The sequence below is a fragment of the Streptomyces sp. NPDC047081 genome (genome assembly GCF_040643775.1).
Classification (GTDB): Bacteria; Actinomycetota; Actinomycetes; order Streptomycetales; family Streptomycetaceae; genus Streptomyces.
Genome location: NZ_JBEYUY010000007.1, coordinates 68,520 through 90,223, shown reverse-complemented (window position 1 = coordinate 90,223; position 21,704 = coordinate 68,520). Strand labels below are relative to the sequence as shown.

The 21,704-nt window shown below is 71.2% G+C and carries 17 protein-coding genes and 1 pseudogene; 3 read left to right on the top strand and 15 right to left on the bottom strand.

The window, feature by feature from the left end:
* Positions 1-2: 2 nt before the first annotated feature.
* Entirely contained in the window at positions 3-743 is a 741-nt protein-coding gene (locus tag ABZ848_RS15470) for an IclR family transcriptional regulator (protein ID WP_360831193.1), read from the bottom strand.
* A gap of 129 nt (positions 744-872) precedes the next feature.
* Between ABZ848_RS15470 and ABZ848_RS15465 the strand changes: the two genes are divergently transcribed.
* On the top strand, positions 873-1,295 hold the full coding sequence (locus ABZ848_RS15465; protein WP_360831190.1) for a hypothetical protein: 423 nt from the start codon (positions 873-875) through the stop codon (positions 1,293-1,295).
* Positions 1,296-1,304: 9 nt separating this feature from the next.
* On the opposite strand, the gene ABZ848_RS15460 is transcribed toward ABZ848_RS15465, so the two are convergent.
* The 8 genes from ABZ848_RS15460 to ABZ848_RS15425 form a co-directional block, all read right to left on the bottom strand.
* Positions 1,305-5,459: a hypothetical protein gene (locus tag ABZ848_RS15460; RefSeq protein ID WP_360831187.1), complete on the bottom strand. Its 4,155-nt coding sequence runs from the start codon at positions 5,457-5,459 to the stop codon at positions 1,305-1,307.
* A gap of 163 nt (positions 5,460-5,622) precedes the next feature.
* Positions 5,623-7,251 (bottom strand): thiamine pyrophosphate-binding protein, encoded by a 1,629-nt coding sequence (locus ABZ848_RS15455; RefSeq protein ID WP_360831185.1) that lies wholly within the window; start codon positions 7,249-7,251, stop codon positions 5,623-5,625.
* 105 nt (positions 7,252-7,356) lie between these two features.
* Positions 7,357-8,625, bottom strand: coding sequence for an MFS transporter (locus tag ABZ848_RS15450; protein WP_360831182.1), 1,269 nt, complete (start codon positions 8,623-8,625; stop codon positions 7,357-7,359).
* Positions 8,626-8,671: 46 nt separating this feature from the next.
* Positions 8,672-10,849 (bottom strand): 3-hydroxyacyl-CoA dehydrogenase NAD-binding domain-containing protein, encoded by a 2,178-nt coding sequence (locus ABZ848_RS15445; protein WP_360831179.1) that lies wholly within the window; start codon positions 10,847-10,849, stop codon positions 8,672-8,674.
* Between the two features lie 39 nt (positions 10,850-10,888).
* Positions 10,889-12,103 (bottom strand): acetyl-CoA C-acetyltransferase, encoded by a 1,215-nt coding sequence (locus ABZ848_RS15440; RefSeq protein WP_360831176.1) that lies wholly within the window; start codon positions 12,101-12,103, stop codon positions 10,889-10,891.
* A gap of 57 nt (positions 12,104-12,160) precedes the next feature.
* A complete protein-coding gene (locus ABZ848_RS15435; RefSeq protein ID WP_360831173.1) occupies positions 12,161-13,303 on the bottom strand; it encodes an acyl-CoA dehydrogenase family protein in 1,143 nt (380 codons plus the stop codon).
* Complete coding sequence (locus tag ABZ848_RS15430) at positions 13,300-14,448, bottom strand: CaiB/BaiF CoA-transferase family protein (RefSeq protein WP_360831171.1); 1,149 nt, start codon at positions 14,446-14,448, stop codon at positions 13,300-13,302. Before ABZ848_RS15430 ends, ABZ848_RS15435 begins: the two co-directional genes overlap by 4 nt.
* A 171-nt stretch (positions 14,449-14,619) precedes the next feature.
* Positions 14,620-15,003 (bottom strand): MmcQ/YjbR family DNA-binding protein, encoded by a 384-nt coding sequence (locus ABZ848_RS15425; protein WP_360831168.1) that lies wholly within the window; start codon positions 15,001-15,003, stop codon positions 14,620-14,622.
* Positions 15,004-15,094: 91 nt separating this feature from the next.
* Here ABZ848_RS15425 and ABZ848_RS15420 point away from each other — a divergent pair, with 91 nt between their 5' ends.
* The gene (locus tag ABZ848_RS15420) at positions 15,095-16,273 is read left to right on the top strand and encodes a saccharopine dehydrogenase NADP-binding domain-containing protein (protein WP_360831165.1); all 1,179 of its coding nucleotides are present in this window, start codon (positions 15,095-15,097) and stop codon (positions 16,271-16,273) included.
* Positions 16,274-16,279: 6 nt separating this feature from the next.
* On the opposite strand, the gene ABZ848_RS15415 is transcribed toward ABZ848_RS15420, so the two are convergent.
* The 4 genes and pseudogenes from ABZ848_RS15415 to ABZ848_RS15400 form a co-directional block, all read right to left on the bottom strand.
* A complete protein-coding gene (locus ABZ848_RS15415) occupies positions 16,280-16,459 on the bottom strand; it encodes a hypothetical protein (RefSeq protein ID WP_360831162.1) in 180 nt (59 codons plus the stop codon).
* 554 nt (positions 16,460-17,013) lie between these two features.
* Positions 17,014-17,694 (bottom strand): annotated as a pseudogene (locus ABZ848_RS15410) (endonuclease V); the annotation flags it as partial.
* Positions 17,695-17,998: 304 nt separating this feature from the next.
* Positions 17,999-18,331, bottom strand: a complete 333-nt coding sequence (locus ABZ848_RS15405) for a plasmid stabilization protein (protein ID WP_360831159.1) — start codon at positions 18,329-18,331, stop codon at positions 17,999-18,001.
* A gap of 87 nt (positions 18,332-18,418) precedes the next feature.
* On the bottom strand, positions 18,419-19,471 hold the full coding sequence (locus ABZ848_RS15400) for an oxidoreductase (protein ID WP_360831157.1): 1,053 nt from the start codon (positions 19,469-19,471) through the stop codon (positions 18,419-18,421).
* 268 nt (positions 19,472-19,739) lie between these two features.
* Between ABZ848_RS15400 and ABZ848_RS15395 the strand changes: the two genes are divergently transcribed.
* Entirely contained in the window at positions 19,740-20,156 is a 417-nt protein-coding gene (locus ABZ848_RS15395) for an SsgA family sporulation/cell division regulator (protein ID WP_360831154.1), read from the top strand.
* Here the strand turns inward: ABZ848_RS15395 and ABZ848_RS15390 are convergent.
* Both ABZ848_RS15390 and ABZ848_RS15385 read right to left on the bottom strand, forming a co-directional pair.
* Complete coding sequence (locus ABZ848_RS15390; protein WP_360831151.1) at positions 20,153-20,980, bottom strand: isocitrate lyase/phosphoenolpyruvate mutase family protein; 828 nt, start codon at positions 20,978-20,980, stop codon at positions 20,153-20,155. The genes ABZ848_RS15395 and ABZ848_RS15390 overlap by 4 nt on opposite strands.
* Before the next feature lie 51 nt (positions 20,981-21,031).
* The gene (locus tag ABZ848_RS15385) at positions 21,032-21,652 is read right to left on the bottom strand and encodes a GPP34 family phosphoprotein (protein ID WP_360831148.1); all 621 of its coding nucleotides are present in this window, start codon (positions 21,650-21,652) and stop codon (positions 21,032-21,034) included.
* Between the last annotated feature and the right edge of the window lie 52 nt (positions 21,653-21,704).

Sequence of the window (21,704 nt, the reverse complement as noted above, 5' to 3'; positions counted from 1 at the left end):
GTTCAGGCCGACAGTTTGCGCGTCAGTGCTCTCGCCGCCGCGCACACCCTCGCGCCCACTCGGTCCACGTCCAGGCGGCGCGTGCCGCCCGTGACCGAGATCGCGGCGATGGGGCGGGGGCCGTGGTCCTGGGCGTAGATCGGGGCGGCGACGGCGGAGACTCCGACCTCGGCCTCCTCCAGGTTGACGCCGTAGCCGCGGGCCCGGGTCAGGGCGAGGTCGCGGGCGAGCTGGCCGGGCAGGACGAGGGTGCGTGGGGTCAGCCGGGGCAGGGTGCGGCGGGGTGGGGACGGGTCCTCGGCGAGGAAGACCTTGCCGGTGGCCGTGCAGTGCGCGGGCAGGCGGCCGCCGGTGCGGGAGACGATCGGGGTGGCACGGCGGCCGGTGACCTTCTCCAGGAACAGCGTGTCGGTGCCGTCCGGGACGGCCAGATGCACGTTCTCCTGTGTCGCCTCGTACAGATCGCCGAGGTACGGCAGCGCCGCGTCCCGCAGTTCCCGCACGGTCGGCGCGGACTGCCCCAGCACGAACAGCCCGAGCCCGATCCGGTAACCGCCCTCCGCCGTCCGCTCGACCAGCCCGAGCCGCACCAGCTCACCGACCAGCCGATGTGCGGTCGGCTTCGGCAGCCCCGTGCGCAGGGCCAGCTCGGCGAGGCTGAGCGCGACATCGGCCTCTCCGCAGGCACGCAGCAGCAGCGCCCCGCGCGCGAGCACGGATTTCGGGGGCTGACCGTCCGTCATGGACCGATGGTGGTGCCCTCAAGCAGCGCTGACAAGGTCTACGCACCTGCGAGTGGGCGTTGATGGCGAGGACGGCAGCCCTGGGCGAGCGTGGTTGAGTCGGGGAAAGGTGTATGAGATGGTCGCCTGGTGGATGACGAGAATCTCCTGGTCGTGGAACTGCAGGACACGGGCGACAAGCGCGGCAGCAGTTACAGCGTCCCGGCGGAGATTTTCGCCAACCACTTTCCGCTGGCCGACATGCACATCGCTGCCATCGAGCCCGGCGCCGTACGCGGTAACCACTTCCATGCCGAGCGCCGCGAGGTGCTGGTGATCATGGCCGCCGACCGTTGGTCGCTGCACTGGGACGAAGGCGCTGGCACACCGGTCCGACAGCGTCATTTCGACGGCCCCGGAACCGTCCTCGTATCCGTGCCGATCGGCATGTCGCACGCCGTCCGCAACGACGGAGTGATCACGATGAGGATGCTTGGGTTGACCGACGGCCCTTACGATCCCGACAACCCGGACGCCCATCATCGCGTGGTGGTTCCCGCTCCGAGCCTATAGGGCCCCGCCTCACTCCACCTCGTCGGACGCGATGCCGTAGTCCTCCATCTGCGCTGCCAACTCGTCACGCATGGCTGCGCGGCGCCAGTACTTCATGTCCGAGACCCGTCCATCGGCCTGCAACCAGGCCTCGTTTATCCGCGGCCTTGCCTCGGCCTGCTGCTCAGCGGACATTGTCGGCCAGAAGGCAAGGTGACAGGCCAGCAGTTCCAGATAGGCATCGGCGGCCAATAGCCCCATACCTCCGCGATCGGTTTCGGTGAATACCTCCGCGAGGTCGTGAAGTGCCCTCGCGTAGTCCTCGGGATTTCCTCTGACTCGCAGCAGCCGTGCGTGTTCCAGAAGCCCGCGCACGGTGTAGTCGACGTAGCCGACTGCGCGCAGCTCGGGGATGACCGCGCTCGCCTGTTCCACCGCAATCGCCAGATTTGCCCTGCCCAGGAGATCTTGCTCAATCAGTGTGCGCCGCGCGGCTACGAGCACGAGTTCGCGGATGGCCCGGGATAGCTGCGATGAGTTGCTGCCGTTCAGACCCCACTGGGGATCGCCCTCCGCATCGGCGAGCAGCGCGGCGGCCCCACCCGTCTCCAGCAGGAAATACCCGTACCGATAGAGAACCTGCGAGTACAGGAAGGGCGTATCGCTCCGGGGCTCGGCCGCAGCCTTCCTCGCTTCCGTGAAATGGCGTCGTGCTCTCGTGAACTCACCTGCCATGAAGTACACATCGGCGAGGCAGGACCGCGAATACATCTTGAAGTAGGGATCTTCGCAGTGATCAGCGAATTTCCTGGCCAGTTTTGCGCTCACCTCGCCGGTGACCGATCCCTCGCTTCCTCGCAGGTATCCTGCGATCACCAGCAGTTCGCTGTGCAGCGAGGCGGCGAACGCCGCGTCCGCCATCTCTTCATCCGACGCATCGGGCGACGGCCTGGCTTGTTCAAGCACTGCGGCACAGCTGTCGCGGGCGTCGTCGAGTCGGCCCAACTGCCGCAGCCGCAGGCCCGCGTTGCACATCACCAGAAGCTTCGCCCGTTGGGTGAGTTCGGGCTGTTCTCGCAACTCACTCCACCGCGGCATCTCGAAGTAGTTGGACAGCGCGACGATCTCCGAGCCGGTCATGCCCAGGATCCGGGTGGAATAGCTGGAGCGCGATCCCCGCCACACCCGGGGAAGGAGGACCTCGTCGAAGACCTCTTGATGCAGCCCGATAGCACAGCCGTGGTTCGCCGCCGCGTAGAGCAGGTTCATGTCCGCGGCGTTGTCCGGAAGGACCGGCGCGCGGCGCGAGTAGTACCCGTACAACGCGCTGTTACCCTCCCTCCAAAGAGCGGCGTCATTCTCCTGCAGATTCTCCCGGAAATGCTCCCTGACCAGGGGGTGAGCATCGAGCGTTCCCGGCAGACCAGCGGCCTCACCGCTGAGGAGCCCCATCCTCCGCAGGGCCTCCACACATCGGTCCCACTCCGCGCCGCCGACTTGCAGACCGCGGGCCGAACGGCTCAACTCGGTCTCGGCCAGGAGGGTCGCCATCGCCGCGTACGGGGCCGGCCGGTCGAAGAGACCGATGATGTCCAGGATGGCGAGTTCGCCCGATCGCCCGTTCTGCGCCAGCCACTCGCCGTACATCTCCATGATCCGCCGTGCATGGCCACCGTCGGCGACAGCGGTGCGAAGGTCTCGCAGTTCCAGGATTCCGCTGGACCGACCGCCGTGCACTTCGCGCAGATAGCGACCCACCAGGCTGACCGCCAGCGCATGGCCGTGGACGCCTCTGACGAGGTCTCTGGCCGTTTCCTCGTCCAGGGGTGTGTCGAGCAGATATCTCAGCAGGTCGGCACCGGCCGCTTCGCCAAGGTTGTCCAGTTCCAGCTCGTCGATCGTCGGCCGGGCAAGCTCGCCGGAAGGTGCCAGGCCCCTGAGACGTACTCGCGTGGTGATCAGGCACAGGCCATCCCACCCGGGCTCCGCCAGCCCGCTCAGAAGTGCCTCGATCGACGAGTCGGTCAGTCTGCCCCCGACCTCCGGCGCGTTCTCCGGGTATTGGAGCGGTTCGAGCCCGTCCAGGACGAGCAGGACACGGTGAGCGCGGATGAGCTCCGCGAGGCGGTTGCCGCGGGCGACCGGGCTCGTTTCCCGCACCCCGGTCTCACCGAGCCACTCCAGGGCAAAGCTCACGAAGGCATCACCCGAGACGAGGTTGTCCTTGGTCCCCTGGCTGTAGAACGACCAGGCGAGAACACGCCGCGCTCCGTCGTAATCACGAGCGTGCATTTCGCGCAGCCACTGGTTGACCAGGGCGGATTTTCCGACCCCGCCGGGCGCTACGACGCACAGTATCCGGGTCTCACTGGACATCCAGGCCTCCCGGAGCCGCTCCAGTGGCAGTTCCCGGCCGAACAACCGGGGTGTGGTCTCGGGAAGTCCACGGTTGAAGACGTGTTCCGCCGGGACGGACCGACTGGCCAGGCTTCTCGCGCCGTCGTGGCTGTTGGCGCGCTGCCCCAGCATCCCCGACACGCCGACGGGGGTGATCTCGATCGACGACTGCAGGATGTCGTGGGCGAGTTGTTGCTGTGCCGCCGTGCCGCCGATGAACAGGGCAGGGGCCGGGTTCCCGTGCTCACGCTCGGCACCCTGCGCGATGTCCAGGGCCTGCAGGAGTCTGATCCAGCCGGGGCTGGCCTGGTGGGCGGGGAGGTCCACCAGCACGACCACGGGCCCAGTGGGAAGAGACGCGAGGCCGAGTTCTTCGATGACCTCGGCCGCCAGATCTATGTTGCGTCCGACGTCGTAGACCTCCTGACCCTGTCTGCCGGCCCGCGCCGCCCCCGCGAGGAGTGCCTTACCTCGGTGCGATCCCGCGTCGCCGACCAGCCAGAGCACCCGAGTCCCGCGCCCGTCGCGTTTACGTCGTCCCTCCCCTACCCATGCATCAAACGCTCGGGCGAGTCCCGAGAACTCGCGCTGCAGGTTCGGCAATCGCCCATCGGCGATCCAGACCGCATCAACCCTCTCGTCCTTCCGTGGCGGAGGAAGCCGGACCGGAGACCGAGTGGTCGCCATACCCGCCGCGAAGAGCTCGGCGGTCCAGATTGTGAGCCCTCTCTTTTGGCGCATCGTGTCCCGCCAGTCAGGCTCGGCCGGTGGCGGGCCGACGGCACGGTGGGTATTGAGCGTGCGGGCGAGTCTGGCGAGCAACGCGTACATCACCTCGGCCGATGCTTTCGAGGCGAAGTCCTTGTACCTGTCGCTCTTGTCCGGGCCGGCGTGGTCCATCACGCCTTTCGCTACGAACCAATAAGGGATTTCCTGTTGCTTGGCGACGGTGGCGATGGCCGCGGCCTCCATGTCCAGGCCGGCGATGGTACGAACGCCCATACGGCTCAGCCTGTCCCAGACCACTCCGTTCGCGAAGACCTGGCTGCCGCTGGCAACCGGCCCCACAACACAAGCAATCGGGAGCCCATCCGGCCCATCGGGTTCCTCTTGCCGTGCTCGGGTGATCTGAGTGCGTCCCGACTCAGTGAGAACACACCCATTTTCGTCACGAATGATCAGACCCGCGCCTTCCAGTGCGACGAGCCGCTCGGACCATGAACCGCGGGGGTAATACCGTTTGCGAGCGGGATGACTCCAGGGTTCCTGGCCTGACAGGAGAGTTTCCAGAAACCAGAGAACCCCAGTTTCCTCCGTGGGACCGGCGAAGCTCGGCAGACCGCTGATGTCGAGATCACGTGCCGCCCTCATCACTCGGTCGTTGAGCGGAACTTGCTGGTGATCGCCCCGAAATCCCTCCGTTGTCATTTTGCCCTCGTCGTGGGCGTATACCGTGCTCGCGACGACGACGTCACCCAGCGAGGTGGACGCAGGGTTTCCCGCACAGACACCGCTCATGGCCAGACAGCGGGGCCGGAGCCGCGCGGTCAGTTCGGATGCCAGAGCCGCCGTTGTCCGGCTGCCCATACGGACCGACTCGGCGAGGGCCACCGAAAAGCTGGCGCCCTCGGGGTCGACGTATTCGCCGAGCAGATACGGAGTCGGAGTGTCCGTGTCCTGCCAACCCCAACTGGCCACACCAGCACCGCCAGAACCTGACCTGGCCCCGGCCAGTCGGGCCGCCTCGAATTCCTCATGCAGCGCGGCAATGATCAGCACGTCGACCAAATTCTGCCTCCCCCACTGACGCATGCGCAGGGTACAAGCCGTCGTGGCCCGGACACTCCGGAAATGCCGAAACAGCGCCGCGACCGGCGGAGGCACCGTTCGGTGAGGCGCGGAAGCGGCCTACGTCCGAGCGGCCCGGATCCAATCCCGCCCCAAGACTCCTTCAGGACTGCAGGGTTACGTCCACCAGCAGCGGACGGGTCAACGCGCGCGCCCCCGCGACCAGTTCACGTAAGTGGTCCGCGCTCTCCGCGCGTACCGCGTCCACCCCGAAGAAGCGGGCCGCCTGGGTGAAGTCCAGGGGGCCCAGTTCGGTGCCGGGGCAGGTGCCCTGGTTGCCCATGGACTCGTAGGTGTCCTGGAGGGTGCGGTAGGCGCCGTTGTTCATCACGACGAAGAGGACGGGGGCGGGTTGGCGGGCGGCGGACCACAGGCCCTGGAGGCCGAAGAGGGTGCAGCCGTCGCCCAGGACGGCGACGACCGGGCGGCCGGGTTCGGCGAGGGCGCGGCCGACGGCGGCGCCGATGCCCCAGCCCAGGCCGCCGCCGACGGTGTGGGTGTAGCTGCCGGGGCGTTCGAGGCGGACGAGGCGGCGGAGCAACAGGCCCACGGTGATGGCCTCTTCGACGACCACGGCGTCGGCGGGGAGCCCGCGGGCCACGGCGTGGGCGGCGGCCCAGGGGGCGAGGGGGGCCGGGGAGTAGGCGGCCCGGGCGGCGGACTCGGCGCGGTCGCGCTCGGCGGTGTGACGGTCGCCGGCGCGGAGGATGCGGGCCTTCGCGGTGTGGGCGGGGACGCGGTCGCGCAGGAGTTCCGCGAGGCGGTGCAGGGAGGGGGCGAGGGCGCCGACCAGGCCGGTCGTGGCGGGGAAGTTGCGGCCGATCTCGTGCGCGTCGGAGTCGAGCTGGACGACGGTGAGGCCGCGGGGCAGCGCGGGGCCGGGGCTGTAGTGGTGGGGCGTGAAGGCGTGCGCTCCGACGATCAGGACGGTGTCGTACGCGGCGAGTGCGGCGCGGATCGCGTCGTGCCGGGGCGGCAGCATTCCGGCGTAAAGGGGGTGCGTGGTGGGGAAGTCGAGGCAGTCGGCCATCGGCTGGTGGTGGACCACGGCGCCGCACGCCTCCGCCGTGCGCACGAGTGCGGGCAGGGCGTCCTCGCGGCCCACTCCGTCCCCGGCGACGATCGCCGGGCGGGCGGCGCCGCCGAGCAGCAGGGCGGCGCGTTCGAGTCCGGCGGCCGGGGCGGGCGGGGGCGGCGGGGTGCGGGCGGGGAGCTCGACCTCGGTGGGCTCGCCGAGCAGGTCCATGGGGACGGAGAGGAACACGGGCCCGGCGGGCGGCCGTACGGACAGCGCGAAGGCGCGGCGCAGGGCGAGCGGCAGGTCGTGGGCGTGCTGGACGTCGTACGCCGCCTTCACCGCGGGCGTGGCCAGGCCGATCAGGTCGCCGGAGAGCATGGGGTCCTGCTGGAGGTGGCGGCGGTCCTGCTGGCCGGCGGTGACGACGAGGGGGGTGCGGGAGCGGCGGGCGTTGAGCAGGCCGATCAGGCCGTTGGCGAGGCCGGCGGCGATGTGCAGGCTGACGAAGGCGGGGCGGCCGGTGCCGCGGGCGTACCCGTCGGCCATGGCGACGACGGCGCCCTCGTGGACGCCGAGCACGTACTCGGGGGCGCCGTGCGCGTCCGCGAGGGCGGCGAGGAACGGGAGTTCGGTGGTGCCGGGGTTGCCGAAGACGCGGTCCACGCCCTCGCCGCGCAGGATCTCCAGGACGGCGAGGGCGGGACGGTATCCCATGGGGGGCTCCTCGTGGGGACGGCGACCGTGCGGAGCGTTCGCAGGTCAGCGTGGGGCGCTCGGGGGCGAGGGGCAAGGGGGGCGTGTCGCTCAGCGGTACGTGGCTCAGGGATGGCCGGGCCGAGTGTCCTTCCCGCGCCGGGCCGCCAGCAGGACGGACGCCGCGGCGCCGAGGGCCACCGTCGCCAGGGCCGACGCGCCGAGGGTCGCCCGTGGGCCGAGGGCCGCCGTGAGCGGGCCGCCGAGGGCCGTGCCGAGTGGGGACGCGGTGAGCAGGGCCGCGCTGTTGGCCGCGAACATCGCCGCCAGGTGCTGCGGTGGCGCCTTCGCCTGCATCAGGGTCGCGGAGAGGGCGACGAACGGGCCGTAGATCGCACCGCCGAGCGTGAAGCACGCGACGGTCACGGCCGTCGACGCACCGAGTCCGAACGGCAGCAGCGTCAGGCCCCAGCCGATCACGATCGCGACGGTCACCGGCCACAGCGGCAGCCGCCGCAGCGCGCCGACCGCGAGCCCGCCGGTCACCGCGCCGACGCCGAACAGGGCCCAGTAGAGGCCGAGCAGCGTGCCCGGCGCGTGCAGGTCGTCGGTGACGTGCAGCGGCAGGGCGACTTCGAGGGGGCCGTACAGGAAGTTGAAGAACCAGGTGAGCGTCAGCAGCCCGAGCAGTTCGGGACGGGAGCGCAGCAGCGCGAACCCGCCGCGCGCGGCCTCGTGGTCGACGGCCTCGACCCACCCCGACTCCGGCAGCCGGGTCCGCGCGATCAGCACGGCGAGGAAGACGTACGTCAGCGCGTCCAGGCCGATCACGAGCGCGGAACCGGTGTACGTGACGAGCACCCCGGCGATCGCCGGCCCGGCGATGGTGGCGGCGAAGTTGAGCGTGCTGACGAGGGTGTTGCCGGCCAGCCGCTGCTCCTCGGGCAGCAGTTCGGCCAGCAGTGTGTACTTGCCCGCGCTGCCCCACGCGTGCAGCAGCGAAGAGATCGCGAGCAGGACGACGTACAGGGTGGGGGTAAGCACTCCCGCGAGGGAGGCCAGCGGTACGGCGCCCAGGAACACGCCGCGCACCACGTTGTCGGCCAGCAGGAGGTGCCGGGCCGGCACCCGGCGCAGCCGGCGCGCGAAGGCGAGGGCGCCGATCACGCCGGGGAGGGTGTACGCGGCCACCGCGCCGCCGACCCACAGTCCCGCGCTCGCCTGCGGCGCGAGTTCGATGGCGAGCCATGCCACGGCGACGAAGCTCATGCCGTCGCCGAGGTAGGAGACGGCGAAGCCGAGGATCAGCCGCCTGAGAACCCGGTGGGCGAGCACCGGCCGGTAGGCGGAGGGGACGAGACGTCCCGGCGTCAGCAGCACCTCGGCAGACTGCACCAGCCGACGCCGGGAGGTCCAGGGGGCTCACGGCCCCCTGAGCACGTCACGCGTCCGTGAAGCGCTCCCCCTTCTCCGCCTTCTCGACCAGCAGCGCGGGCGGCTCGAAGCGCGCGCCGTACCGCTCGGCGAGTTCACGCGCGCGTGCCACGAATCCCGCGAGGCCACCCTCGTAACCATTGATGTACTGCAGGACACCACCGGTCCAGCCGGGGAAGCCGATGCCGAAGATGGAGCCGATGTTGGCGTCGGCGACTGACGTCAGGACGCCCTCTTCGAGGAGCTTCACGGTGTCGAGCGCCTCGGAGAAGAGCATGCGCTCCTGCATGTCCACGAACGGGATCTCGTGGCCCGGCTTGGTGAAGTGCTCACGCAGACCCGGCCACAGGCCCGCCCGCTTGCCCGCCTCGTCGTAGTCGTAGAAGCCCGCCCGCCCGCTGCGGCCCGTGCGCCCGAACTCGTCGACCATGCGGTCGATGACGTCCTCGGCGGGGTGCGCGGGCCAGGTGCCGCCCGCTTCCTCGACGGCCCGCTTGGACTCGTTGCGGATCTTGCGCGGGAGGGTGAGCGTCAACTCGTCCATCAGCGAGAGGACCTTGGCCGGGTACCCGGCCTGCGCGGCGGCCTGCTCGACGGACGCGGGCTCGATGCCCTCGCCGACCATGGCGACGCCCTCGTTGATGAAGTGGCCGATCACGCGGGAGGTGAAGAAGCCGCGGGAGTCGTTGACGACGATCGGCGTCTTCTTGATCTGCCGGACCAGGTCGAAGGCGCGCGCGAGGGCCTCCTCGCCGGTCCGCTCGCCCTTGATGATCTCGACGAGCGGCATCTTGTCGACGGGCGAGAAGAAGTGCAGTCCGATGAAGTCGGCCTGGCGCTCGACGCCTTCGGCGAGGGCGGTGATCGGCAGGGTCGAGGTGTTGGAGCACAGCAGCGCGTCCGGCTCGACGATGTGCTGGATCTCCTGGAAGACCTTGTGCTTGAGTTCCGGGTTCTCGAACACGGCCTCGATGACCGCGTCACAGCCGGCCACGTCCTGCGGGTCGGCGGTGGGCGTGATGCGGGCGAGGAGTTCGTCCGCCTTCGCCTGGGTCGTACGGCCCCGGGAGACGGCCTTGGCGCACAGCTTCTCGGAATAGGCCTTGCCCTTGAGAGCCGCTTCTGCCGATACGTCCTTCAGGACGACGTCGATGCCCGCGCGGGCGCACGAGTACGCGATGCCCGCGCCCATCATCCCGGCGCCGAGGACGGCAACCTTGCGGACCGGGCGGGGCTCGACGCCCTTGGGGCGGTTGGCGCCGGAGTTGACGGCCTGGAGGTCGAAGAAGAAGGCCTGGATCATGTTCTTGGACGTCTGGCCGGCGGCCAGCTCCACGAAATACCGCGCCTCGATGACCTGCGCGGTCTCGAAGTCGACCTGGGAGCCCTCGACGGCCGCCGCGAGGATGTTGCGCGGGGCCGGGTAGGGGGCGCCGTTCGTCTGCTTGCGCAGGTTGGCCGGGAAGGCGGGCAGATTGGCCGCGAACTTGGGGTTGGCGGGGGTGCCGCCCGGGATGCGGTAGCCGGGCTTGTCCCAGGGCTGCTGGGACTCGGGGTTGGCGTCGATGAAGGCGCGGGCCCGCGTGAGCAACTCGTCCTGGGTGGCCACGACTTCGTCGATCAGGCCGTTCTGCAGGGCGCGCTGCGGGTTGTACTGGGTGCCCTGGAGGAGGACCTTCAGGAGGGCGTCGGCGATGCCGAGGAGGCGGACCGTGCGGGCGACGCCGCCGCCTCCGGGGAGCAGGCCGAGGGTGACCTCGGGGCAGCCGATCTTGGAGCCGGGCGCGTCGAGGGCGATGCGGTGGTGGCAGGCGAGGGCGAGTTCGTAACCGCCGCCCAGGGCCGCACCGTTGATCGCGGCGACGACCGGCTTGCCCAGGGTCTCGATGCGGCGGAGGTTGCGCTTGATGGCCATGCCGCCGTCGAAGAGGTCCTGCGCGGTCTCGGGGGTGACGCGGATGAGGTCGCGCAGATCGCCGCCGGCGAAGAAGGTCTTCTTGGCGGAGGTGAGGATGATGCCGCGGATGGAGTCCTTCTCGGCCTCCAGGCGGTCGGTGATCACGGCGAGGGAGTCGCGGAACGCCTGGTTCATGGTGTTCGCGGACTGATTGGGGTCGTCGAGGACGAGGGTGACGACGCCGGTGCGGTCCTGTTCCCAGCGGATGGTCGTGGACTGAGTGCTCATGTGGAGGTGCTCCGTGTGATCCGTCGTATCCGTCGGGGGTCAGATGCGCTCGACGATGGTGGCGATGCCCATACCGCCGCCCACGCACAGGGTCGCGAGGCCGTACCGCTTGTCCTGGCGTTCCAGTTCGTCGACCAGGCTGCCCAGGATCATCGCGCCGGTCGCGCCGAGGGGGTGGCCCAGCGCGATCGCGCCGCCGTTGACGTTGACCTTGTCGAGCGACAGGCCCATGTCGCGCACGAACCGCAGGACGACCGCCGCGAAGGCCTCGTTGATCTCGACGAGGTCGATGTCGTCGACGGTCAGTCCGGCCTTGGCGAGCGCCTTGCGGCTGGCGGGGGCGGGTCCGGTCAGCATGATGGTGGGTTCGGAGCCGGAGACGGCGGCGGAGACGATCCGCGCGCGGGGCGTCAGGCCGTTGCGCTCGCCGACCTCCTTGTTGCCGATGGCGACCAGGGAGGCGCCGTCGACGATGCCGGAGGAGTTGCCCGCGTGGTGGACGTGGTCGATCCTCTCGACCCAGTGGTACTTCTGCAGGGCCACCGCGTCGAAGCCGCCGAGGTCGCCGATGTCCGCGAAGGACGCCTTGAGCTTGGCGAGGGAGTCGGCGGTGGTGCCGGGGCGCATGTGCTCGTCGTGGTCGAGGATGGTCAGGCCGCTGCGGTCCTTGACGGGGACGACGGAACGGTCGAAGCGGCCCTCCTTCCAGGCCGTTGCCGCACGCTCCTGCGACAGCGCCGCGTACTCGTCGACGTCGCGCCGCGAGAATCCCTCGATGGTGGCGATGAGGTCGGCGCCGATGCCCTGCGGCACGAAGTTGACGGCCAGGTTGGTCATCGGGTCGTTGAACCAGGCGCCGCCGTCCGAGGCCATCGGCACCCGGGACATGGACTCGACACCGCCCGCGAGGACCAGGTCCTCGAAACCCGAACGGACCTTGGCGGCCGCCATGTTGACCGCTTCCAGGCCCGACGCACAGAAGCGGTTCTCCTGCACGCCGGCGACGGTGTCCGGCAGCCCGGCCACGATGGCGGCGGTGCGGGCGATGTCGGAGCCCTGGTCGCCGAGCGGGCTGACGACGCCGAGCACGACGTCGTCGATCGCGGCCGGGTCCAGGTCCGGGAAGCGGTCCCGGAGCTCGTGGATGAGGCCGACGACCAGGTCGATGGGCTTGGTGCCGTGCAGGGCGCCGTTCGCCTTGCCGCGGCCGCGCGGGGTGCGGATCGCGTCGTACACGTACGCTTCGGTGCTCACAGGAAGGCCTTTCGGGGGTGAGGGTCAGCCGAGCAGAGAGGCTTTGAGCGGGGGGCTTCAGCCGAGCAGCGAACGGCCGATGATCTCCTTCATGATCTCGGTGGTTCCGCCGTAGATGGTCTGGATACGGCCGTCGGTGAAGGCCCTGGCGACGGGATACTCGCTCATGTAGCCGTAGCCGCCGTGCAGTTGGAGGCAGCGGTCGGCGACCCGCTTCTGCAGCTCGGTCGCCCACCACTTGGCCATGGAGGCGTGCACCGCGTCGAGCGCGCCGTCCGAGTGGTCGGCTATGCACCGGTCGAGGAAGGTGCGGGTGACGGCGCACTCGGTGGCCATTTCCGCTATCTCGAACCGGATGTGCTGCTTGGTCGCCAGCGGCCGTCCGAAGGCCTCGCGCTCCTTGACGTAGTCGGTGGTGATCTCCAGCAGGTGCTCGGCGGCGGCGATCGCGGAGACGGCGATGCTCAGGCGCTCCTGGGCGAGGTTCGTCATCAGGTGGACGAAGGCGCCGTCGAGCTCGCCGAGCAGGTTCTCCTTCGGCACGCGCACGTCCGTGAAGAACAACTCGGCCGTGTCCTGCGCCTTCTGGCCGATCTTGTCGAGGTTGCGGCCGCGCTCGAAGCCGTCCGTGCCGCGCTCGACGACGAGCAGCGACAGCCCGCGCGCGCCGCCCTCCGGGGTGGTCTTCGCGACCACGATCACCAGGTCGGCGAGGATGCCGTTGGAGATGAACGTCTTGGAGCCGTTGAGCACCCAGTGGTCGCCGCGGTCCTCCGCATGGGTCCTGATGCCCTGGAGGTCGGAGCCGGCGCCGGGTTCGGTCATGGCGATGGCGGTGATGATCGAGCCGTCGCAGAAGCCGGGCAGCCAGCGCCGCTTCTGCTCCTCGGTGGCGAGCGAGGTCAGATACGGGCCGATGATGTCGTTGTGCAGGCCGAGGGCGAGCCCGGGGGCACCCGCGCGGGTGAACTCCTCGGCCAGTACGGCGCTGTAGCGGAAGTCGGCCGTGCCGCCCCCGCCGTACTCCTCGGGCACGGCGAGCCCCAGCAGGCCCTGCTTGCCGGCCGCGCGCCACGCGTCGCGGGAGACGATGCCGTCCTTCTCCCACTGCTCGTAGTACGGCAGCACCTCCCTGGCGAGGAAGGCGCGCACCGTCTCGCGGAACGCGTCGTGCTCGGGGGCGAAGATCTGCCGCTTCATTCGGGGCCCTTCATGGGTTCCTGGTCCTTCAGAAGGTCGGGTACGTCCCAGTCGCGTGCCACGTCGGCGGTGTCGGCGCCGGGCTGCGCGGGGCCGGTGCGTACGGCGGTGGGTGTGGCGGAGAACCGGGGCGCGGGGGCCGGCTGGGTGATGCCGCCGTGGTCGGTGAAGGTGCCGCGGGCGGCGAGGTGCGGGTGGTCCGGTGCCTCGTGCAGGGTCAGTACGGGCGCCACGCAGGCGTCGGAGCCGTCGAAGACGGCCGTCCACTCGTCGCGGGTACGGGACCTGAAGCGGGCGGCGACCGCCTCGCGCAACTCGCCCCAGCGGGCCCAGTCCTTGCGGGCGTCGGCGTGCTCCGGGATGCCGAGCCGGGTGACGAACTCGTCGTAGAACTGCGGCTCCAGGGAGCCGACCGCCATGTACTTGCCGTCGGACGTCTCGTAGGTGCCGTAGTACGGGCAGCCGCCGTCCAGGAGGTTGGCGCCGCGCCGGTCCTGCCAGCCGCCGGCGGCGAGCATGCCGTGGATCATCGCGGCGAGGTGGGAGGTCCCGTCGACGATGGCGGCGTCGACGACCTGGCCGGTGCCGTGCACGCGCGCGTGGTGGAGGGCGGCGAGGACGCCGACGACCAGGTAGAGGGAGCCGCCCGCGTAGTCGCCGAGGAGGTTGGCGGGGACGGCCGGGGGTCGGCCGGGTTCGCCGATCATGCCGAGGGTGCCGGTGAGCGCGATGTAGGCGATGTCATGGCCGGCGCGGTCGGCGAGGGGGCCGTCCTGGCCCCAGCCGGTCATCCGGCCGTAGACCAGCGCCGGGTTGCGGGCGTGGCAGGCCTCGGGGCCGACGCCGAGGCGCTCGGCGACGCCGGGGCGGTAGCCCTCGATGAGGACGTCGGCGCGTTCGACGAGGTCGAGCACGCGCGCGTGGCCGTCCGCGGACTTCAGGTCGACGATCACCGAGCGCTTATTGCGGTTGGTGACGTCGTAAGCCGGGTTGATCGCGAGTCCGACGCCGCCGGGGCGGTCCACGCGGACGACGTCGGCGCCGAGGTCGGCGAGGAGCATCGCGGCGAACGGGCCGGGCCCGATGCCGGCCAGCTCGACCACGCGCACGCCGGTGAGCGGCCCCTGTCCTGGCGTCGTCGCCATCCAGCCCCCAGAAGTCATGACCACGGGTATGACACAACTGATGTAACACCAGTGATGCTATGAACGGGCCCGGCCGAGCACAAGACCCGGGCGAGCAAGCGCTTAGAAAATATCGGGTCGGGTCCACCGGCGGTTCAGGTCCGCCGGCGGTGGAGTCCGCGTCGAGCTCCACTACCGGGTCGCGTCGAGCTCCGCTATCAGCCGCTTCGGCGCGATCACCCGGTAGCTCTCCTCCACCCAGTCGCACAGCAGCTCCGCGGCCGGGGCGCCCTTCTCGTCCAGCGGGATGCGGACCCAGCCGGCCTTTCCCAGCCCGTACCCGGCGGGCTCAGCGCCCGGGGAGGTCAGGGCGTGGGCGTGCGCCTCCTCGTCCTTGAGCTTCACCGTGACGCCCAGCGGGTAGCTGCCGTCGTCGACGCCGAGGAAGACGAACACCTTCTTGTTGACCTTGGCGACACTCTCGCCCCATGGGAACTCCTCCACGGCACCCGGCATCCCGAGGGCGAACTCGCGTACTTTCTCCCATTTCTTCTGGGCGTTCTTCGGCACGGGCACCGTGGCACCTCCGGGCTCGTCGTCGGGCTCAGCACTCCTCACGCTAGCCTCGGCCACCGACAACGGCGCGTGCTGTGGAGCAAGGGGTGTCATGAGCAGGCTGAACGGGACGGACCGTCCGTACGACATCGTGCTCTTCGGAGCCACGGGCTTCGTCGGGACGCTCACCGCGGAGTACCTCGCCGCACACGCCCCGGAGGGCCTGCGCTGGGCGGTCGCGGGGCGCAGCGAGCGGAAGCTGGAGGAGCTGCGCGAGCGGCTGCCCGGCGGCGACGAGGTGGGGGTGCTGCGGGCGGACGTGGCCGAGCCGGCGTCGCTGCGCGAACTCGCCGAGCACGCGCGCGTGGTGGCCACGACCGTGGGGCCGTACGTGACGTACGGCGAGGAGCTGGTCGCCGCGTGCGCGGACAGCGGGGCGGACTATCTCGACCTCACGGGTGAGCCGGAGTTCGTGGACCTGACGTATGTCCGGCACGACGCACGCGCGCGTGAGACGGGCGCGCGGCTGGTGCACGCGTGCGGCTTCGACTCTATCCCGCACGATCTGGGCGCGTACTTCACCGTGCAGCAGCTGCCGGAGGGGGTGCCTCTGCGGGTCGACGGGTTCGTGACCGTCGACGCCACCTTCTCGGGCGGCACGTTCGCGTCGGCGCTGAACCAGTTCGCTCGGGTGCGGCCGATGCTGGCCGCCGAGCGGGACCGCAGGCGGCACGAGCCGCGTCTGGTGGGCCGACGGGTCGCCGCGCCGACGGGGGCGCCACGGTTCGCGAAGGAGGTCGGCGCGTGGGCGCTGCCGCTGCCGACCATCGACCCGCAGGTCGTGGCCCGGTCGGCGAAGGCGTTGCACCGCTACGGCCCCGACTTCCGCTACCGCCACTACGCGGCCGTACGGCACCTGCCGGTCGCGATGGGCGGGGTGGCGGCCATGGGTGCGCTGGTCACCGCGGCGCAACTCCCGCCCGCCCGGCGCTGGTTGTCGGACCGGCTCAAGCCCGGTGAGGGGCCCGGCGCGAAGAAGCGCGCGAAGAGCTGGTTCTCGGTCCGCTTCGTCGGCGAGGGCGGCGGTCGGCGGGTCTTCACGGAGGTGTCGGGCGGCGATCCGGGCTACGACGAGACGGCGAAGATGTTCGCCGAGTCGGCCCTGTCCCTGGCCTTCGACGAGTTGCCGGCCACGTCCGGCCAGGTCACCACGGCGGTGGCGATGGGCGACGCACTGACGGACCGCCTGCACAGGGCAGGCATCAAGTTCCGCGTCGCCGCGACCGGTTGACCTGTCCTACAGCGTCCACCCGGCGACGGTGTAGATCATCCCGGCGATCCAGCCGAGCCCCGCCAGCACGGCGAGCACGAGCACGGCCGTCACGACCCGCTCGACGGGCCGGTTCGGGTCGACAAGGGGCTTCGGGGAACGCCGGGCGGTCGCGCGGTGCGTCGTCGTCATACGGTGCGTCGTCATGCGGGCAAGCCTGCCGACGGAAGAGATCCGGCCACATCCGTACGGATACTCAGACCGGATACTCAGATCAGCCGTCGGGGGACCTGTCCCGGACGTCCGGTCAGGGGATCGCCCGGCGGCTGCTCTCCCAGGGTGTCGGTGATCCGCTTCCGCACCTCGGGATCGTCCGTGATGGTGGCGAGACGCCAAGCCAGGGGGCCGATCTGCCATCCGGCGTGGTGGTCGAAGAAAGGCGGAGGGCCGGCCGCGTTGTGGGCCAACTTGCCCACCAACTCGGCCAGGCGGAACACGATCCGCTCCGACTCGGTCGCCTGCTCCTCGGCACCCGCGCCCCGGACCAGTCCGAAGACCTCTCGCCCGCGGTCCCACCCGTCCCGGTCGCCCGCCAGGTCCAACGCGGCCTGGATCGCCGGTTCCCGAACCGGACCGGCCGCCGCCTCCAGCACGCGGCCCGCCCAGGTCACCGGGTCACGCCGACGCTCGAACAGGGTGCGTCCCCACGAGCGGGTCGGGTCGTTCGCAGCGGCGTCGGCGAGGGGCTTCCTCGGCAGGAACGCCTCCCGCAACGCCCTGCGGCAGAGCGCGTCCGCTCGGCGGGTCGTCTCCGGGAGGCGGAAGTGCGGGGTCAGGGCGAGGACATGGGCGCAGGCGTTGTCGAGGGTGGTGCGGTGGCCGACCGAGACGAAGACCGGCTTCACGCCCTCCCGGGTACGTAGGGCGCGGCCGACCTCCTCGGTGTCCGCGAGCAGCGGTGAGCTGCTGCCGCGCGGGGCGGGCGGGTCGTCGTACGAGAAGGTGAAGGGGTTCTTCGCGACGCCGATCGTCGGGTGACCGGTGAGGACGCCCAGGTGGCTCGCGAGGCCGAAGCGGCGGGGGTGGGCGCGGCCGTAGCCGTCGCAGACGATCAGGCCGGGCGGGACGGACAGCGCGTCGAGGGCGGCCAGGACCGTGGGGATCTCGCGGAAGGCGAGCAGGCCCGGCACGTACGGGAAGGGCACGCGGCCGACGGCCGTGGACTCGGCGACCACCTGGAGCGTGGCGGCGTCGAGGACCACCGCCGCTGCCGCCACCACGTCCAGTTCGTCGTCGTAGGCCACGTCCACGCCGGTGATGTGACCCGTGCCAGGCGGCGGACCGGGCTCGTCGAGCACCACGCGTGCGTGCAACGCGTCCTGTACGGCGCGGGCCTGCTCCTCGGTCGCGGGCCAGCCCGCCGGGATCTTCACGGTCGTCATGATGCGGACGAGCGTAATGGCGCGGTGCGGGGCCGGGGCGTGCGCGTCCAGCGGCGGCCGGGGCGTGCGTGCGCTGCGAGGGCAGGGGCGTGCGCGCGCTGCCGGGGTGGCAGGCGCGTGCGCGCCGCAGAGGCCGTGAACATGCGCGCACCCCGGGGCCGTGGACGCGCACGAACCGCGGGGCCGTGGACGCGCAAGCGCCGCGGGTCCAGGGACGCACGCGCACCCCGGAGCCGTGGACGTGCGCGCGCCGCGAGGGGCAGGGTGGGTCCGTGCGCCGGGCCCCGCTCGAACTCGCCCCCGGTCAGCTCTTCTTGCCGCCCAGTGCGCGTTGCAGCTCGCTCTTGTTCATGTTCGAGCGGCCTTCGATGCCACGCTGCTTGGCCTCGTTGTAGAGCTGGTCCCGGGTCGGGCCCTGGGAGCCCTTGCCGGAGCGCTGTCCGCCCCGCTTGCCGGACGACATGTCCTGCGTGGAGGTGCGGCTCGCCTGCTTGGACTCGCCGGACCGGGCGCGCTCCTTGTTGACCGTCCGCGCGGCGATCTCCTCGGCACGCTTCGTGCTCTCGCCCCGGTCCTGCGCGCTCTTCTTGATGTGCTCGTACTGGCGTTCCCGCTTCGAGCTGGAACCTGCGGGCATGGTCGCTCACTCCTCTCACGGCCGGCGACGAATTCGGCCGACGACTGTCGCGGTCGCCGACCGAGTACCCGCATTACGCCCCCTTCGTCACCGCTCCAGACGCGCCACCCGCCCCTGCTCCCCCGCCGCCCAGCAGCCGAGATCCGGCGCGCAGTCCACGGTGTCGTACGAGCCCGTGTCGACGGTCCGCCAGGTGCGGCCGCCGTCGGTGGTGAGGTCGGTGCCCGTCGGGCCGACCGCGAGGGCCGTGGTGCGGCTGCGCGGGAGCCAGGCGGCGCCGGAGCGGTAGGCGGGCGGAGGCGTGGCGGCGGGCTGCCAGTCGCGGCCGGCGTCGGAGGTGCGGGCGGCTGCCTGCGGGGAGGCCTGGTCGGCGCGGTAGTCGCCGCCGACGGCGAGGCCGTGGGTGCGGTCGCGGAAGGCGAGCGCGAAGACGCCCTTGGCGGGGTCGCCGGCCGGGATCGGCGTGTCGGCGGCCGTCCAGGTCAGGCCGCGGTCGGCGGAGTGCAGTACACGCGCGCGTGCCCCGCCGCCGGTGGCCAGCCAGACGTCGGAGGGGCCCGAGGAGACCAGGCACTGGCCGCTCGCCGCGAAGCCGGCCTCGCCGTCCAGCGCTGCGGGCATGCCCTTGCTCGGCAGCACCTTCCAGGAGCGGCCCCCGTCGGCGGTCGACAGGATGCGGAACTTCCCGTCCACCGGGTCGCTCATCGCCAGACCATGGCGGGGGTCGAAGAAGGTGAGGCAGTCGTAGAAGGCCTTGGCGTCGGTGTTGCGGAACGACTCGGTCCAGGTCGCGCCGCCGTCTTCGGTGCGGTAGACCCGCGACGCCTCGCCCTCGCCGATGGCCAGCACCACGGCCCGCCGCGCGTCGAAGGCCTCGATGTCCCGGAACTGCAGATCGGCGGCGCCCGGCGGCGATACGTTCCGCCAGCTCGCGCCGCCGTCGGTGGTGCGCAGCACGGTGCCGCCGGTTCCGGAGACCCACGCGGTGTCCCGGCCCACGGCCGACAGCCCGCGGAAGCGGACATCGGGCGTGCCGGTGGCCTTGAGCTCCCAGTGCGCCACCCCACGCTCCCCCGCCTGCGCCGGTACGGCGGTCAGGGCGGTCAGCGCCGCCGAGCACACCGCCCCCGTGACCACCATGCGAAACGTCCGTCTCATCCCTCGCGTGTTCCCCAAGCGCCTCATGGCGGGCGAAGCTAGCCGACGGCCCGGACGCCGTCCAGAGGCCCGTGACCGTCACAAGTGGCCATCGGGGCACGGGAGATGAACCACGTCACTTCCGTGCATGAACGCGGTGACGCAGGTCACTCGAATCTGGTGTGCACGGATTGGCCGATTCCGACGTCTCTAGCAGTGCCCGGACCGATCCGCCCGGCAGCCCGTTCAGCCGTCACAAGGGAGCAAGGCGTTGTCCACCCTCATCGAGCAGCCCGTGGAGGCCCGCCTCGTCGCCGCCGCGCCGCGGATGCCGAGCATCCCGGCCAAGCTGCACTACGACCGTAGTGACCCGTTCGCGGTCCGTATGACCTTCCCGGCCCCGGCCACCCTGGAGGGCGTGGAGGTCTGCTGGACCTTCTCGCGCGAACTCCTCGCGGCCGGCCTGGAGCAAGCCGAGGGTCACGGCGACGTACGAGTGCGCCCGTACGGCTACGACCGCACCGTCCTGGAGTTCCACGCCCCCGAGGGGACAGCCGTCGTGCACGTCCGCTCGGGCGATCTGCGGCGCTTCCTGGAGGCCACGGGGCAGCTGGTCCCCATGGGCCTGGAGCACCTGCACCTCGACCTGGACCACGACCTGGCGGAGCTGATGCGGGACGCCTGCTAGCGCGTCCGGCCCAGCAGGGCGTTGAGCTCGCCGTAGTCGAGCCCGTCGGCCAGCGTGTCGTACGTCCCCGCGCCCAGCAGCTCCCGCGCGGCACGGCGGACCAGCGCGTGCGCGGCCTGCGCGATGCCCGAACCGACGCTCACCCGCGCCACCCCGAGTGCGGCCAGCTCGGCGACCGTCGGCGCGCCGGGATGGGCCATCACGTTGAGCGGCCCGTCGATCCCGTCGACAAGGAGTTTGACCGTTCCCGGCTCGACGGCCCCGGGGACGAAGATCCCGTCGGCGCCCGCGGCGAGGAACGCGGCCGCCCGCTCCAGGGTGAGGTCCACATCCCCGTCACCCCTGAGGAACGTGTCGATCCGGGCGTTGACGAACAACGGCACGCCTTGAGCGTCCGCGGCCTCCCTGGCGGCGGCGATGCGCTCGGCCTGCTCCGCGACGGGACGCAACGGTCCCGTTCCGTCCTCGTACAGGGCGTCCTCGATGTTCACCCCGACCGCCCCCGCCGCGATCACCGCACGAATGGTGTCGCCGACGCCTGCCGCGTCCTCGGCGTAGCCGCTCTCGACGTCGGCGCTGACGGGCACGTCGACCGCGGCGGCGATGCGGGCGACGGCGTCGAGGGCCGTGGCGCGGTCCAGCCGGTCGCCGTCGGCGGAGCCGAGCGCCCAGGAGAGGCCCGCGCTGGTGGTGGCGACGGCCGCGGCACCCGCGTCCTCGACGAGGCGTGCGCTGGAGGTGTCCCAGGCGTTCGGCAGGACGAGCGGGCGACCGGGGACATGCAGGGAACGGAAGGCGACGGCGCGATCACGCGATGAGGTCATGCGCCTTACTCAAGCAGCGGCGGCGGGACCGGGGCTGGCAGGAATCCGACATCAATGTGACGCGGTGGCGAGGGCCGCACACAGCTCCTGTACGACCGCTCGCGCCCCCGTGTGCTCGATCAGCTCCTCGACCCGCTCCTTGTGCCGCTCACGGTCCCCGTCGGGCAGCAGCGCGGGCGACCCGGCCGCCACGGCGAGCGCCACGGCGGCCGCATCCCGCTCGGAGACCTCGGCGACCGGCACGGCCCCCTCCAGCAGCTGCCGCGTCTCATCCCGAAGCGCGTCCACCGCCTCCACCCGCTCCAGTACGTGCTCCACGCTCGGGAACACCCCGAGCACCCGCTTCTTCTCCGCCCGCAGCCACCCCTCCGCGGTCAGCTGCTCCTGTACCGCGTCCGACGTCACGCGCGCGTGCAGCGGCACCCAGGACCGCCACCGGTGCGGCCGGGACTCGCGGACCAGTTCCAGGAGACCGTCGAGGACCGCGTCTCCGGTGAGGGAGTCCATGTCGGCCGGCGTGGCGATGCCGTCCTCGTCGGTGAGCAGACCGCCGCGGGCCAACTCGGCGAGGGCGCCGGCCCGTACCAGGTGGGCGGGGCCCGTGACCTCGGCCGTGGGGTCCCAGGCGAGGAGACAGAGCCGGGCCGGGAGCGAGAGGGAACCGTGGGGCACGAGGTCTCCTTGGTGCGGCGAGATCGGGGTTCACGTTAATGCGTTGACAGCC